This window comes from Nocardia sp. NPDC003999, from assembly GCF_053604885.1.
This window is the reverse complement of sequence record NZ_JBSGIB010000008.1, coordinates 59,687-74,746: the sequence shown is the minus strand read 5'-3', so window position 1 is coordinate 74,746 and position 15,060 is coordinate 59,687. Positions and strand designations below refer to the sequence as shown.

The 15,060-nt window shown below is 68.0% G+C and carries 14 protein-coding genes; 9 read left to right on the top strand and 5 right to left on the bottom strand.

Features of this window, described 5'->3' with window-relative positions:
* Positions 1-10: 10 nt before the first annotated feature.
* The 6 genes from ACWESM_RS17795 (at position 11) to ACWESM_RS17770 (ending at position 8,064) form a co-directional block, all read left to right on the top strand.
* Complete coding sequence (locus ACWESM_RS17795) at positions 11-1,276, top strand: Wzz/FepE/Etk N-terminal domain-containing protein (protein WP_452492661.1); 1,266 nt, start codon at positions 11-13, stop codon at positions 1,274-1,276.
* The gene (locus ACWESM_RS17790; protein ID WP_452492659.1) at positions 1,273-2,631 is read left to right on the top strand and encodes a glycosyl hydrolase family 28-related protein; all 1,359 of its coding nucleotides are present in this window, start codon (positions 1,273-1,275) and stop codon (positions 2,629-2,631) included. Before ACWESM_RS17795 ends, ACWESM_RS17790 begins: the two co-directional genes overlap by 4 nt.
* Entirely contained in the window at positions 2,628-3,992 is a 1,365-nt protein-coding gene (locus ACWESM_RS17785) for a GNAT family N-acetyltransferase (RefSeq protein WP_452492657.1), read from the top strand. The genes ACWESM_RS17790 and ACWESM_RS17785 overlap by 4 nt, the downstream gene beginning before the upstream one ends.
* A gap of 160 nt (positions 3,993-4,152) precedes the next feature.
* Entirely contained in the window at positions 4,153-5,520 is a 1,368-nt protein-coding gene (locus ACWESM_RS17780; RefSeq protein ID WP_452492655.1) for a glutamate-1-semialdehyde 2,1-aminomutase, read from the top strand.
* Positions 5,517-6,611, top strand: a complete 1,095-nt coding sequence (locus ACWESM_RS17775) for a glycosyltransferase (protein WP_355073231.1) — start codon at positions 5,517-5,519, stop codon at positions 6,609-6,611. Before ACWESM_RS17780 ends, ACWESM_RS17775 begins: the two co-directional genes overlap by 4 nt.
* 259 nt (positions 6,612-6,870) lie before the next feature.
* On the top strand, positions 6,871-8,064 hold the full coding sequence (locus ACWESM_RS17770; RefSeq protein WP_452492653.1) for a glycosyltransferase: 1,194 nt from the start codon (positions 6,871-6,873) through the stop codon (positions 8,062-8,064).
* A gap of 39 nt (positions 8,065-8,103) precedes the next feature.
* On the opposite strand, the gene ACWESM_RS17765 is transcribed toward ACWESM_RS17770, so the two are convergent.
* Positions 8,104-9,216, bottom strand: coding sequence for a helix-turn-helix domain-containing protein (locus ACWESM_RS17765; protein ID WP_364432810.1), 1,113 nt, complete (start codon positions 9,214-9,216; stop codon positions 8,104-8,106).
* 157 nt (positions 9,217-9,373) lie between these two features.
* Here ACWESM_RS17765 and ACWESM_RS17760 point away from each other — a divergent pair, with 157 nt between their 5' ends.
* Complete coding sequence (locus tag ACWESM_RS17760) at positions 9,374-9,838, top strand: DNA-directed RNA polymerase subunit beta (RefSeq protein WP_452492650.1); 465 nt, start codon at positions 9,374-9,376, stop codon at positions 9,836-9,838.
* A 520-nt stretch (positions 9,839-10,358) separates the two neighbouring features.
* On the opposite strand, the gene ACWESM_RS17755 is transcribed toward ACWESM_RS17760, so the two are convergent.
* The 3 genes from ACWESM_RS17755 to ACWESM_RS17745 form a co-directional block, all read right to left on the bottom strand.
* A complete protein-coding gene (locus tag ACWESM_RS17755) occupies positions 10,359-10,931 on the bottom strand; it encodes a PIN domain-containing protein (RefSeq protein ID WP_364432816.1) in 573 nt (190 codons plus the stop codon).
* A 12-nt stretch (positions 10,932-10,943) separates the two neighbouring features.
* A complete protein-coding gene (locus ACWESM_RS17750; RefSeq protein ID WP_452492648.1) occupies positions 10,944-11,468 on the bottom strand; it encodes a helix-turn-helix domain-containing protein in 525 nt (174 codons plus the stop codon).
* Between the two features lie 152 nt (positions 11,469-11,620).
* Positions 11,621-12,442 (bottom strand): helix-turn-helix domain-containing protein, encoded by an 822-nt coding sequence (locus tag ACWESM_RS17745; protein WP_452492646.1) that lies wholly within the window; start codon positions 12,440-12,442, stop codon positions 11,621-11,623.
* 85 nt (positions 12,443-12,527) lie between these two features.
* On the opposite strand from ACWESM_RS17745, the gene ACWESM_RS17740 reads away from it, so the two are divergent.
* Together ACWESM_RS17740 and ACWESM_RS17735 are read left to right on the top strand one after the other, a co-directional pair.
* Entirely contained in the window at positions 12,528-13,391 is an 864-nt protein-coding gene (locus ACWESM_RS17740) for an SDR family NAD(P)-dependent oxidoreductase (protein ID WP_452492644.1), read from the top strand.
* Between the two features lie 105 nt (positions 13,392-13,496).
* Positions 13,497-13,841, top strand: a complete 345-nt coding sequence (locus tag ACWESM_RS17735) for a hypothetical protein (protein ID WP_452492642.1) — start codon at positions 13,497-13,499, stop codon at positions 13,839-13,841.
* Between the two features lie 123 nt (positions 13,842-13,964).
* Here the strand turns inward: ACWESM_RS17735 and ACWESM_RS17730 are convergent, their stop codons facing one another.
* Positions 13,965-15,059 (bottom strand): threonine aldolase family protein, encoded by a 1,095-nt coding sequence (locus tag ACWESM_RS17730; RefSeq protein WP_452492640.1) that lies wholly within the window; start codon positions 15,057-15,059, stop codon positions 13,965-13,967.
* Position 15,060: the final 1 nt, after the last annotated feature.

Below are 15,060 nucleotides of genomic sequence, written 5' to 3'. Positions count from 1 at the left end.
GTCGCAGTTCATGGGTTTGATCGATATCTGGCATATCGTCCGGCGGCGGTGGATGCTGATCGCCGCCATCGCGCTGACCGTCACGGTGGCCGGCGTCTGGTACGCCTCCTCCCGCGCCGTGACGTACGTGGCCAGCAGCACGATGTACGTCTCGATGGCCACCGGCACCTCGGTCAACGACTCCTACCAGGGCGGTCTGGCGGCCCAGCAGCGCGTGCGGTCCTATCTCGAACTGGCCACCAGCGCCGCGGTCGCGGAGCGGGTCGTCCACGACCAAGGGCTGACGGAATCGCCGGACGAGTTCCGCGGGCGGATCACCGCCTCGTCGCCGCCCGCAAGCACGATCCTGGAGATCGCGGTCTCCGCGCCCACCGCGCAGCGGGCGCGTGATCTCACCGACGCCACGGTCGCTCAGTTCCGGGCTCTGGTCGACAGTCTCGAATCGATCGAAACAGGCGCTGCTCCCGCCGCCCGCGTCTCGGTCGTCGACCGTGCCCGGTTACCGGCCGCTCCGGCAGGCCCCGGCACGAGCCGGTTCGTCGCCATGGGCTTGTTCGGTGGACTGCTGCTCGGCTTCGCGGCCGCATTTCTGCGCGAACGCACCGACCGGCGTATTCGCACCAGTAGCAACCTCGCCGAGGTCGCGCCGGTCCCGGTGGTCGCCGCCTTCGACCACGGAGAATCCACCTCCGAGGCGGCCCGGCGACTGCGTAATCACCTGCGGGGCGCCCAGATCATCGAATGCACCAGCCTTACCGACCGATCACTATCAAAGGTGGCGAACACCCTGGCGCTGGCCTTCGCCGATGCCGGTCATCCGGTGATCCTCGTCGACGCCGACACCTCCGGCGACGGAAGCTCCGGCACGGTGCCCGGTCCAGGCCTGACGACGCTGCTGCGCGGCGGTGTACCGCTGGACCGGGCGATCACCGAGGACTGGGGCGGGACCGGGGTCGCGGTGCTGCCGATCGGGCACATCGAGCCGGATACGTCCGACCTGATCGCCTCGGAACACTTCGCCCATCTCATCGCCGATCTGCGCGAGCGCTATTACCGCGTGATCATCGAGACCGCACCGGTCAGTCGTGCCGCCGACGCGGTCGCCGTCGCGCCGTTGTCCGATGCCATTCTCGGCGTCGCCGATCTCGGCAGACTCACCGAACCGCGGCTGCGTACCGCCCTGACCGCGTTCGGCACGTCCGGGCCGACCGGCGTGGTCGGCTACCACGCGCCCGGATCGGCGGCGGACCGACTGGTGGGATGGTTGAGGGTATGAGCGACGACATTCTCCGGCGGCGCCGCTTGCTCGCCGCGACTTTGGGTGCGGCGGCGGTACTTCCGATCACCGCCGCCTGCACCACAGCCGAGCCGGACGACCCGCAGTTCCGGTCGCCGACCACCGATGCGCCCGCGGCACGTAACGTCCGGGACTTCGGAGCCGTCGGAGACGGTATCGCCGACGACACCAAGGCTTTGGCCGCAGCCGTGGCCAAGGACCCGGACGAGCCGCTGGTGCTCTACCTGCCCGCCGGGCACTACCGGGTCGAGTCGATGCCCGATCTGCCGGACTACGCCACGATTCTCGGTGACGGCGCCGACGTCACCACGATCGTCTACGCGGGCGAGGGCACTCTGGTGCGGCTGCGCAAGCGCAGCCGGGTCCGTTTCGCCAGGCTGGGCATCTACACGACAGGTCCCGGCTCGACGGCGGTCGACCTGTCGGAATGCTTTCGCTGCTCGTTCGACGCGGTGGTACTGCGCGGCAACCACCTCAGCGGCAACCATCCCCGATACCTGACCCAGCGCGGAGTCGTGTTGCGCGACAACACCGGCGGCACCGCCTTCATCAACTGCGACATCAACAACTTCGGGATCGGACTGACCACATCCTGTATCCAGAACTACGTCACCTCCTCGAAGTTCACCAGTAATCACACCGGCGTCCTCGGCACCGGCAACGACCACAACGCCGGGCTGGCGCTCACCAACGTCGAATTCGTCTCCGACCAGCACCCGCTCACCACCCACCGGCACCTGCGGGTCGACGGCGCCGCCAACGACTGGTGGCTGACCAACGTGTGGTTCGAAGGAGCCGACGTCGCCGTGTCGGTCGGCGAGAACGGGCGCGGCGGGCCCGCGCAGTTCGGCATGGTCAACGCGAAGGTCGCGGCCCGTTCGGTCGGGCTGGAACTGAACTACTGCCGACAGCCGTATCTGGCGAACGTGATCTTCGACGCGGAGTCGCAGCCGCCGGGCATCCCGGTGCGCGTGGATCCGGTCGGCTGTCCGGAAGGCACTGCGCTCGGATTGATCTCGGGGATCACCGACGACATTCCCGTCGAGACGTTTCCGGGCGGCTGGAATGTCATCGGCCGCAAGGGCATGCGCACTCCGCGGTTCACCGGCACCGTGGTGTCCCAAGCGGGACCGCACGGCGCGGACGTGTTCCAGGCACAGAGCAGCGACGGGGCCGTCCGCGCCGCGGTGACCGCCGACGGAACCTGGGTTTGCGAGCACGCCGACAACGGTCCAGTGCTCAAGGCGCCCGACGGCGGCTACTGGCGGCTCACGGTCTCCGACGACGGAAAGCTGGGCACGGTCGCGCTCGGCAGGAAGCGCCCCGGCGGATGACCCGACGACAGTACCGCCGTATCGAAGCGCAGCCGACCATCACCGGTCCACCCGGATCGCCGGTGCGGTTGCGGCCGCCGCGCTTCGACGATTTCGCTGAGTGGCGGCGGATCCGGCTCCATGATCGCGCGATCATGGAGCGCTACTGGGTCAGCTCGGAGCAGGACTGGCCCGACCGCCACACTGCCCGCCATTGGGTGCGGGAATGCCTGGACAACTGGGCCGAGGCACGCGCTGGGCGGCGGGTGAGCATGGTCATCGAGGTGGCCGGGCGGTTCGCCGGACAGATCGAACTGGCCTCCATCGATGCGGCGGCGGGCAGCGCCGAACTCGGCATCTGGATCAGCTCCGCCGTCGCGCGCGGCGGTATCGGCGCTCTTGCCTTGACCATGATGACGGACTTCGGTTTCGACAGTCTCGGCCTCATGCGAATCACCGCACCGATCGCACCCGGCAACGTCGCCGCGGCCAAGGTCGCGGCCACGGCGGGCCTGCGGTACGAAGCCCGGATGACCACCTATTTCGATGCCGGTGGCGCACGCCGCGACCACGAGCTGTGGGCGGTGACCCGCCCCGATCGGCCCGACCTCGGGTTCACCGCCGTCTACCTGGCCCGGCAGCGCCTCCACCCGACGACGACGCAACTGCCCGCCGCCCCCGCTGTCCCGCACGGGCCGCCCCGCGTGAGCATCGCAGCCGCGCGTCTGCGGTACCAGCTTTCCCGATTGCGCCGGGTGTTCAGGTGGTTGCGGGGCAGCGCCGCCGTCGCCCTCACCGACTCCGATGACCGCGGCGGGGTGCTGGTGCGGTCACGCCGTGTCTCCGATTTCCGGCAGCGCCGCGCGGCCCGTATCCGCAACCGGGCGACGCTGGCACGCGATCCGCACATGTCACCCGCCGCGTGGCTGCGCCGACAATCCCTGCGCCACTGGCTGGCCGAACTCGCCGGAGCCAGGGCAGGCCTGCGTTCCGGGCCTGGGCTGACGCTGACGATACTCGACGACGGCCGCTTCGTCGGGGAAGCCCGGCTGCACGGGCTGGACATGTTCGATCGCAATATCCGGCTCAGCGTCTGGACCGACGCGTCGGCTCGCCCGGAAACCCGCGCGAGCGTGCTCCGCCTACTGGTGCGCCATGCGACCGAACGGCTCGAGATTCTCCGCGTCGCCATCGCGATCCCCGTGTCCGACGTCGCCGCAGCGGCTGCGGTCGCCGCGGCCGGGTTCGCCGAGGAGGGGCGGATGCGCGGGCACCTCGATGTCTTCGGACCTCGCGGCGATCACGACCTCTGGGCGTACAGTCATCCGGCCCGCACGGCTGTCCCGGATGACGCGCCGGTCCGTGAGGAGCCGGTCCCGTGAGTTCGGCGACCGGGCGCGCCCCGGCGCACGACCACAACACCTCCGGCCGTCCCGCGACCTCCTCGCCGCCGGAGCGTATCCCCGTCCGGCACTTCACCGGCACCGCTCTGCTGTGCCGGCTTCCGCCGGTATCCTGCCCGCACCGCATACGGAGCACCAGATGACTCTGCCCCCCGACCTCCCACCGCACCACGGGTTCGCCCGCAGCAATGCGCTGCAGCGTCGGCTGCACGAGCTGGTGCCGGGCGGCGCGCACACCTACGCCCGCGGAGCCGATCAATACCCCGAGCAGATGGCGCCGATATTGGTGCGTGGCAACGGATGCCGAGTCTGGGATGCCGACGGCAACCAGTACGTCGAATACGGGATGGGACTGCGTTCGGTCACCCTCGGCCATGCCTTTGCACCGGTTCTCGACGCCGTGACGACCACGATCGCCGACGGAGTGAACTTCAGCAGGCCGACCGAGCTGGAACTGCTCGCGGCCGAGGACTTCCTGGACCTGGTCCCCGGTGCGGACATGGTCAAGTTCGCCAAGAACGGCTCCGATGCCACCACCGCCGCCGTCCGGCTGGCCAGGGCCGTGTCCGGTCGCCAGCGGCTCGCCGTCTGCGAGCAGCCGTTCTTCTCGGTCGACGACTGGTTCATCGCGACGACACCGATGTCGGCGGGCATCCCCGCTCAGGTCGGCGCCGAAACCGTCCGGTTTCCCTACAACGACGTCGACGCCCTCGCCGCGGTCCTGGCGGGCGACACCGTGGCCGCGGTCGTCATGGAGCCGGCCACCGCGACCGCGGAACCCGAGCCAGGCTATCTCCAAGCCGTGCGCGCCCTGTGCGATCGGCACGGCACCCTGCTGGTGTTCGACGAGATGATCACCGGATTTCGCTGGGCCGCAGGCGGCGCACAGTCCGTCTACGGCGTAACTCCCGACCTGTCCTGCTGGGGCAAGGCCATGGGTAACGGATTCCCCATATCGGCCCTCGCCGGACGGCGCGAGTACCTGGAACGGGGCGGTCTGCGCACCGACGCCGACCGCGTGTTTCTGCTGTCCACCACGCACGGGCCGGAAACCAGCGGGCTGGCGGCCTTCCGCGCGGTCGCCGCGGCCTACCGGACCGGCGATCCGATCGCTCGAATGGAAGCGGCCGGCGCCGCACTGGCGACCGGGTTCACCGCGCTGGTAACCGAACTCGGGATCGGCGACCACCTCCGGGTCCGCGGTCGCTCCTCCTGCCTGATCTTCGAAACCCTCGATTCCCACGGGAACCCATGCCAGGCGTTCCGCACGTTGTTCCTGCAAGAACTGCTGCAACGCGGAGTACTCGGGCAATCCTTCGTCACCTCGGCGGCACACGACCACGACGCGATCGCCGCCACCCTGTCGGCTTGCGCGGCCGCGGCCGAGGTGTACCGGACCGCCCTCGAACGCGGCACCGTCGATGGACTGCTGCGCGGACGATCGGTCGCTCCCGCGATTCGCCGCACCGCCGCGCCGCGGCAGATCGAAACGAGCACATCTCGATGACCACACCCCGCATCGCCATCGTCCACGAACGGTTCACCGAATTCGGCGGATCCGAAGCCGTCGTGGGCGAATTCGCCCGCACCTGGCCCGGTGCGGACATCTACGCCCCGATCGTCACGCCGGACGGAATCCGCCTGCCCGTCCGGCATGTCCACGACACCTGGCTCTCCCGCGCCCACACGGTGACCCGCGGTCGGCACGCCCCTCTGCTGCCGTTCGTCCCCCGTTCCCTGCGTCGTATGCCGTTGCGGGGCTATGACGCCGTGGTCGTCAGCCACCACTCGTTCGCCACTCAGGCCGCGTTGGCCACCGACGCGCCCGTGATCGCCTATGTGCACAGCCCCGCGCGATGGGCCTGGGATCGAGAGTTCCGCATCCGCGAAGCCGGCGGACGGACCGGCCAGTTCGCCCTCGGCGCCCTGGGCGCACTGGCCCGCCGCACCGAACTGCGAGCCGCGCCGCGCCTGACCCAGGTGATCGCCAACTCGACCGCCGTCGCCGACCGGATCCGCGACTGGTGGGGCCTGACCGCCACCGTGATCAATCCCCCCGTCGATGTCGACCGTTTCACCCCCGATCCCACACGTGCCCGGGAGGACTTCTTTCTCTGCGCCGGTCGCCTCGTTCCCTACAAACGCGCTGATCTCGCCATACGAGCCGCGCAACTCGCCGGCGTGCGGCTGGTCGTGCTGGGCGCCGGTCGTTTCCGGCCTCAGCTCGAAGCCCTCGCCGGACCCGAGACAACTTTTCTGGGCGCCACCTCTACCGACGTCCTGCGGGACATGTACCAACGCTGCCGCGCCCTGCTCATGCCCGGCGTGGAAGACTTCGGCATCGTCCCGGTCGAAGCCATGGCCTGCGGTACCCCGGTGATCGCCATCGGCGCGGGCGGCGCGCTCGACACGGTACGACCGGGCACGACCGGCGAACACATCGCTCCGGGCGCCGATCCCGACGTCGTCACCCGCCTGGCCGCGGCGATGGCCGACTTCGACGCCGCCCGCTACGACCCGCGCATCGTCCGCGCCCACGCGGAAACGTTCGCACCAACCGCGTTTCGGGCACGGATGGCCGCGTGCGTCGCTCAGTAAGCGGCCGCCCAGCGAAGTGCCGAACGCTGTTTGCTCGGCGAGCGTGATCTGCCTGGCCGCATGGTCGAGCGCGTCTGCTCACTCGTCGAGCCGGTCGTAGCAACGGCTGCCGTGACGTATCACAGGTTCTCCGGGATGGGAACGGAAGCGCAGGGGGGCAACGTGTTCCGGGTCGATGATGGTCGGTATGGGCGGCATCGTCGACTTCGTTCGGGCCAGGCGCATCAGTGTGCGTCCAGCTGTAGAGCGTCGGTGACCCGTGCGGGTGCTGTTGACGGCGAGTGGGTCGCGCGGCGACAGCGAGCCGATGTTGGGGCTCGCGCTGTGGTTGCGGGAATTCGGAGCGCGGGTGCGGGTGTGCGCGCCACCGGATATCGCCCCGCGTTGCGCTGACCTGGGGGTGCCGATAGTGCCGCTGGGGCCGCTGAAGGCCGGTTCCCGAGCCGGGAGACCGTCGCGGGCTGAGCTGTCGCGATTTGTGACGGCCTGGCCCAGAATCCAATTCGACACGATCGCCACAGCGGCCGCAGAATGCGACGTTGTGGTCGCGGCCGGCGTGACCCAGGTCGCGGCCCGGTCCGTCGCCGAGAAGCTCGGCATCCACTACCAGTATGTGAGCTACCAGCCGACCAGTCTGCCCTCGCCACATCACCCGCCGATGCCGCTGCCGGGCGATCGACCCGCGCCCGAGGCGATCGCGAACCAGCTGCTGTGGGAAATCGACAGCCACGGTTGGAACGCACAGTTCGGCCACGCGCTCGATACCGGCCGGGCGGCGCTCGGGCTAGGGCCGGTCACCGACGTACGCGACCACGTCATCACCGAGAGTCCGTGGCTGGCCGCGGACCCGGTGCTGGGTCCATGGCCGCAATCGCCGCAACTGAACGTGGTGCAGACGGGTGCCTGGATCGTCCCCGACGAACGCGCCTTGCCCACCGACTTGTCGGCGTTCCTGGACGCGGGCACACCCCCGGTGTATGTCGGGTTCGGCAGTATGCCGATGCGCGGCGGGATCGCGCGGGCCGCGATCGAAGCGATCCGCGCCCACGACCGCCGAGTCCTCCTTTCCAGTGGCTGGGCCGAGCTGGCCCTGATCGATGACCTGCCCGACTGCATGGCCATCGACGAGGTCAACCATCAAGCGCTGTTCGGCCGGGTCGCCGCCGTCATCCACCACGGCGGCGCGGGCACGACGACCGCCGCCGCCCGGGCGGGCGTCCCACAAGTGGTGGTACCCCAGATGATGGACCAGCCGTACTGGGCGCGCCGGGTGGTCGACCTCGGCATCGGCGCGGCGTGTGCGGAAGCCGACCCCGACGCAGCGTCATTGTCCGCCGCTCTCGACATCGCCTTGGCGTCTACCACCCGAGCGCGCGCGAACGAAGTGGGCGGCATGATCCGCTCGGACGGGGCGGCGGTGGCTGCGAAACTGCTGATCGACGGGATCAATTGAGTTTCGGCTCGTAGCCAGCGCGATTCCGCGAGTGCTCATTCAGGTCAGCATTCCCCGCACTTCGGCAATCCGCCGATCCAGCCGTGCCGAGTGCGCGGTGGCGGCAGCCTTCTCCGCCTGCCGGATGGTTGCGCGCGCTGCGTCCAGTTCACGCTTCCTCAGGAAAGACTCCGCGAGCCAGGTGCGGTAGAGGGCCACTTCGCGGGTTCGGTCGGCCGAGAGTTGCCCGATCGCGCGGGACAACAGTGGGCTCGCTTTGGCTGGTTCGCCCAGCTCGACGAAGCACCTGCCTGCCATCACGTCTATCTCGGTACGGTCCATCCAATACACCCACTCCGGCTCAGGAATGTCCGATGACCTGCGCTCATACGACTCGTCGACCGCATCGAGCGCTCGTTCGGCTCCTTCGCGATCACGCGACCGTGCGCATGCCCACGCCAAGCGATCGGTCAGCAAGGACCGGACCACCGGAGGTGCATCTATCGCTCCCTTGACGGCGGTACGTGCGAGCAGCGCGGCCTCACTGGGATTGCCGATATTGGCGATCTGATAGCTGAGGCTGGATAAAAGTTGCGCCGTCAATACGCGGTCTCCGGCATCATCGGCGGCCGATGCGCCGCTCAGGTACAGCCGCTGGGCGTCGTCATATCTACCTGCGTCGCCGGCCACCCACCCGGCGAGTTGTGCGAGCTCACCCGCGACTGTCAACAGCCGCTTGCCCACTCGTTCGGAATAGCTGCATTCCGTGATGACTTCCCGTGCGCTTTCGAACTCCTGCAATACCAAGGGGAACAAGTCCTCGCCACCGACACTGTCGTCCAGATGCCGAAGCTGGACCACACGGTGTTCCATTTCGGTCGCCAGCGATTCTCCGACGCGCCGACCAGTCGAGGCACGCGCCTTGGGTACAGGATCCGCCACCAGCCATTCGTGCGCGACTCGGATCGGGTCCGGTGATGGCGTCATGAGGGCACCAATCGGAATATTCAGTGCCCGTGAGTAGCCAATGATGTGCTCTTGCTTCACATCGCGCTGCCCGTTCTCCAACATGCCGAGCAGCGACTTGCTGTAGTTGGTCTTCGCCGCGAGCGCGGCCAGGCTGACCCCCCGGCTCAGCCGCGCAGTGCGGAGCAAAAATCCAGGATTCTCCATGGAGCCGACGCACCCCCGATTCTGTGGACTCTTGTGGACTGTAAATCGATTCCGCGCCCCACCGATCGATCCGAGACTACTACGTACCGCCTGGTAGAGGCGGGTCCGAATCGTATGGGAGTGGGGGTACCGAATGGAAACGCGCGGAGATACACCGTTGTCGCGATGCTTGTTCTATCGGCAGGAGTGCGGTCTGCCCGCTGTGGTCGACCCGCCGGAACTCGGGCGGATCGTGGTGCGGGCCGGGTCGGTGTGGGCGATGACGATGCCCACTCGCCTGGGGCAGGCGGTGAAGGCGCACATGCACAACAGAAGCGTCCCGTTGGGACCGATTGTGGGACATCCGCGTTCGGGGCGCTGGACCTTCCTCATCCAGCCTGATCTGCCCGATGACGTGCGGTTGTTCGCCGAACTGTTCCGGCTGGACGTGGCGGTCGCGCGGACGGGAGCGACGATCGCGCTGCCTTCGCCAACCGCTGCGGTAGGCGCGATCAGGCACTGGATAGTGCCGCCGCGCACCGCCTTCCGCCCGTCAGGCAGGTTCGTAGTCGAAGCCGTCCGGGCCTGGGCGGACCAGATGCCGCGTACTCGGCACAGGTCGGGGACAACTCATGTCGGATGACGAATTGCGCACGAGGCGGCTCCTCCGCGTCGATGAGTCGCGGTTCCGGCGCGCACATGACAACCCACACTGGCCGGTATCCAGTCGCGCGAATGCCAGAAAGGCGCTGGAACTGCACTACGAATGCGACTACTCATCGTGCGCGACGCTCGTCGCGGCGGTGATAGCCAGCCGCGAGGACTACCGATACTTCCGCCGCACCGAAACGAACGCAGCCGGAGTCGTGAGCGAGTGCGCGACGTCCACACCGGGACCAGGTGCGTGATGTGTGGCGATTCATCCATGAACCCATCGAACGACGTTCACGTGAGCGTATTTCTACACGGACTGCGAATGGATTTCGCCGCATGCGCCACGGCGGCGATCACCTTCGCACGGGAATGGCGGCACACCCATTACCCCGACGCGGTGGAGATCCTCCCGGACGGCGCACACGGCTTGCCCCGCCTCCCTTGTGAACGCTTGTATTGCGATCGTTCGTGCCCTGCTAGCGGCAACGAGTGAGCGCGAGCCGGTGAGATCAGCCGACGTAGCGCATCATTTCCACAGCTTCGGTCATGTCGTAGCGTTTCTCGAGAATGTTCAGCAGCTCATCGATCGATTGGGGCGGGTTGCGGTAGCGGCGGCTCAGGCTCGTCAATGCGCGAAGTGCTGTCTCGGGAGCAGTCGAGACTGTGTTTGCCGCGAAGAGCGCTGGTTCGATCACCTGGATATGCCTGGGCACCCGCGTATCCGGGAAATCCTTCACATTGCTGGTGACGATCGCGCCCGCTCCACCGACCAGGGCGGCGGCGAGCACGTGCTCGTCGTCGGGATCGGGAAGCCCGAAGGTTCCCTCATGGGGTTCCCAGTTCCGCACCAAGGCATCGTCGAACGCTGCTCGCATCGTTTCGACGAGACGCTGTGCCCGCCGCTCGGCTTCGCCTTGAACCTCGCCCCGCTCAACAAGTTTGGCCGTTTCGGTGTACTCGACCTCTTCGAGGATCCGATCCGACCATAGCGGCCGGTACAAGCTCTCCACGGCGAGCGACAGCAGGAAGTCCCGCTGCAAGCTGGGATAGAGCACACAGGTGTCGAGCACTACCGCGAACACACGGTGATTCTCTCAGCTCTGCGCTCGTCGCCGCGCCGCCACAGCACGGCGTGCCTCCTTCAGCCGCGCTCGCACCGCGTCGGGATCGTCCTCGGCGTCGATATCGACGGTGCTCGCTGCGATCGCCTCGTACTGCCGTACCTTGCGCGCTTCCTGGTACTCCAGTACGTCGTCCAGCCGCAGACGGTGACGGGAACCGATGCGCTCGGCAGGCAGTTCACCGCGCTCGATCAGCTTGATGACCGTCGGCCGGCTGACGCCCAGCAGGTCGGCTGCTTGCTGCGAGGTCAGTGTCATGCTGCGCGGCGCGACAGTTACGGCTTTACCCGCCTGCATCGCCGTGACCACCTGCACCAGTGCCTCGTGTACTTCGGGTGGGAGCTCTATCCGATCGCTTTCGCTCGCACCGACCAGTGCATAGCGCACCGAGGGATCCGCACCCTGCGAGATGGCGTGCGCGATCAGGAAGTCCAGCAGCGAAGGCAATGTTTCAGTGTGTTCCGGCACGAACGTCCGCGCTTCGATCGCCGTAGTCATGTCTGCGCCTCCATTCGCACATCAAGCGAAAATTCCGCAAGATATTTCGAATCTTTCGAATAAGCATCGCACGGCTTCCGTGCGATGTCGAGAGAGGCGATGGACACAGCTCGGCAACGCTCGTACTGCCGCCGTGTTCGGTGCCGCCTCGATCAACGGAAGCGGGTGAGTGCGCGGCACGGGGACGGGGCGGGTACCTCACCTCGGAGGAACGACGTCGGCGGCACGCCCATCAGGCTGCGGAAATCGGCTGTCATGTGGGACTGGTCGTAGTAGCCGGTGCCTGCCGCGAGGTCGGCCCATGGTGTGTCTTCGGCTCGGGACAAGACGCGCCGGACGCGGTCGATGCGGGCGAAGTGTTTCGGGGAGACGCCGATTCCGGTGGTGAACAGGTTGCGGAGCTGGCGTTCGCTGACGGAGAGGCGTGTGGCGAGTTCCGGGACGGGGAGCGGGTGGGCGGCGGCGATGGTGGCTACGGCGGTGGCGAGCAGTCGGCGGTGGGCGCGCTGGGCCGGATCGTCGGGAATGCGGCGCGGCAGTTCGTTCTCCAGGTACGGCACGACCTCGTCGTGCTCGAGTTCGATCAGCTCGGCGGCGAGGTGCGCGACCGGGCCGGGTAGGTCGTCCAGTCGCGCTACGCGATCGGTGAGGTCCGCCGCAGGGACTCCGAGCAGGGCGGGGACGGCACCGGGCGCGAGTCGTAAGCGCACGCAACCTGCGGGTTTGCTCGCGCGCGAGTAGCTGGCTTTCGTCTGCGGGCCGACGACGAGCGCGACGCGGGTGGCTCCGGCATCTCCGTGTTCGGCGCGCAGCACGATCGTGGTGGCCGTCTGTGGAATGTGCGCGAACGGCTCGGAGAGGTCGAGCACGGTGGGGATGCGGCCGAGTTCGACCAGCCACGGCCGCAGCGACTCCGGTGCGGGTTCGGACGTCTCGACCAGATCGGCGGTCACGACGCGCGGCAGGGTGATCACCGGATCCACTGTAGGCAGTCGCTGCCGCGCCAGGTGTGCCGGAATTTCCTAGAGACCTGCGCGAACGCCCGGCACGGTGGTCCACATGATCGTGATCACGGGTGCGACCGGCACCATCGGCAGTGAAATCGTCCGGCAGTTGAGCGAGCGGGGGATATCGGTTCGCGCCGTCACCCGAAACCCGGACCGGGCGGAGGTTCCCGCAGGCGTCGAAGTGGTGCGCGGCGATTACACCGACCTCGCGTCCATGGCGAACGCGATGGCCGGTGCGGAGGCCGCGTTCGTCGTCGGCGTGCTGGGCCCGGAATATGTGGAGGCCGACCGGGCACTCATCGCCACCGCGCGGGACGCGAAAGTTGCCAGGATCGTCAAACTTTCCGCCATCGGCACCGGCGATGCCGGACTCGGCCGGGTCGGAACGTGGCATTTGCCCGGTGAGCAAGCCGCACGCGAGAGCGGAGTCGACTGGACTATTCTGCGCCCCAGCTCTTTTGCCTCCAACACCCTGAGCTGGGCCGCCGCGATTCGTGCCGGGCAGCCGGTGCCGAATATGACCGGCTCCGCCGCACAGGGTGTGATCGATCCTCGTGACGTCGCCGGTGTCGCCGCCGAAGCGCTGGTCTCCGCCGAGCACGCGGGCCGGATCTACACCCTCACCGGGCCGGAATTGCTCACCACGCACGATTTGGCCGCCACTTTGGCTACCGTGACCGGCCGAACGGTGGAGGTTGCCGACATTCCGGAAACCGAAGCGCGGCAACACATGCTCGCGTCCGGAATGTCCGCCGAATTCGCGGACGGTGCGCTCGCGGGGCAAGCCTATGTGCGTGCGGGACACAACGCGATCGTCACCGACGACGTGCGGCGGATACTCGGGCGGGCGCGAACTTTCGCCGAATGGGCTGCCGACAATGTGCGGGCATTCGATGCCGCGGTGCGCACGTCATAGGGTATATGTGATTGGCCTCACATCGAATTGCCGAACGCTGCCTGCTCGGCAAGGGTGACATGACTGGCCGCATGGTCAGTGCGTTTACACGAAAAGGGGATTCGGATGCGTCGACGGGCCATGACGGTCTTGGTCGCGCTCGTAGCGGGAGGTTCGGCAGCGGCGTTCGGCGGGGCGAGTGCCTCGGCGGTCGCGGTGAATCCGTTCCCCGGTGGCACGGAGGTCTACTTCGACAACGGTGAATCCGCGGCGATCGCGAACCTGAACCTCGGACCGGTGCTGAGCCAGGTGGCCGTCGCATGGTCGCCCGGAGCGAAAGCGCTTCTCGGCGAGGGGATCACCGAGCACGCCCAATGGGCCGCCGAAACCCCGACCGGCGGGGTGTCGATCGAGGTCTACGGGGCATTCATCCAACCGTCGCTGGTCACGGTCACCACGCTGCGCGGCTGAGCTTTTTCGTTTCGGAATTCGGTGTGCCAGAGGTATGCTCGCCCATGGCGTTATGCGCATGAGACCTCCTGGCGGATGCCCGGACGGGACGACACTACGTGTGCCGTCCCGTCCGGTGTTTCATCATCGTGCTCGGTTGCCCGCGGTTTCCGGGAACGCGTCCTGAGCGGCCATTTCCTGGGCGATCGCCGTCGCGAAGGCGTCCACGTCGGCCTCGGTGGTGTCGAACGAACACATCCAACGAACCTCGCCGGTGCGCTCGTCCCAGGCGTGGAAGCGGAAGCGTTTCCGCAGCCGCTCGGTGACCTCCCGAGGCAGTATGGCGAAGACGGCGTTGGCCTGGACCGGCCGTACGATCTCGACACCCGGCACCCGGGCGACGGCCGTGGCCAGCCGGGCCGCCATCGCGTTGGCGTGCCGCGCGTTGCGTAGCCACAGGTCACCTTCCAGCAGCGCGACGAACTGCGCCGACACGTACCGCATCTTCGAGGCCAGCTGCAACGCGGCCTTGCGCAGGTACGGCACGCCGCGCACCGCGTCCGGGTCGAGCACCACGATCGCCTCACCGAGCATCAGGCCGTTCTTGGTGCCGCCGAACGACAGCACGTCCACCCCGGCGTCAGTGGTGAACGCGCGCGGCGGCAGGTCGAGCGCGGCGGCCGCGTTGGCCAGCCGGGCGCCGTCCACGTGCAGCAGCATGCCGCGCTCACGCGCCAGCGCGCCGATCGCCGCGATCTCACCGGGCGTGTAGAGGGTGCCGAGTTCGGTGCTCTGGGTGATGGAGACGACCTTGGGCTGGGCATGGTGCTGATCGCCGAAGCCCCATGCGTACCGGTCGAGCAACTCCGGCGTCAGCTTGCCGTCCGGAGTGGGCACCGGAATCACTTTCAGCCCGGCCACCTTCTCGGGTGCGCCGCACTCGTCCAGGTGGATGTGCGCGGACTCCGGGCAGATCACGGCGCTCCACCGGTCGCACATCGCCTGCAACCCGACCACATTCGCGCCGCTGCCGTTGAAGACCGGATAGACCTCGGCACGCTCGCCGAAATGCCCTTTGATCAGCTCGCGTAGCCGGGCGGTGTGGACGTCCTCGCCGTAGGCCGGCTGATGTCCCTCGTTGGCCGCGGCCAGCGCCGCCATGATCTCCGGGTGCACGGAGGCGTTGTTGTCGCTGGCGAATCCGCGGAGCGGCTCGCTCTCGGTAGCGTTGTCGCTCACC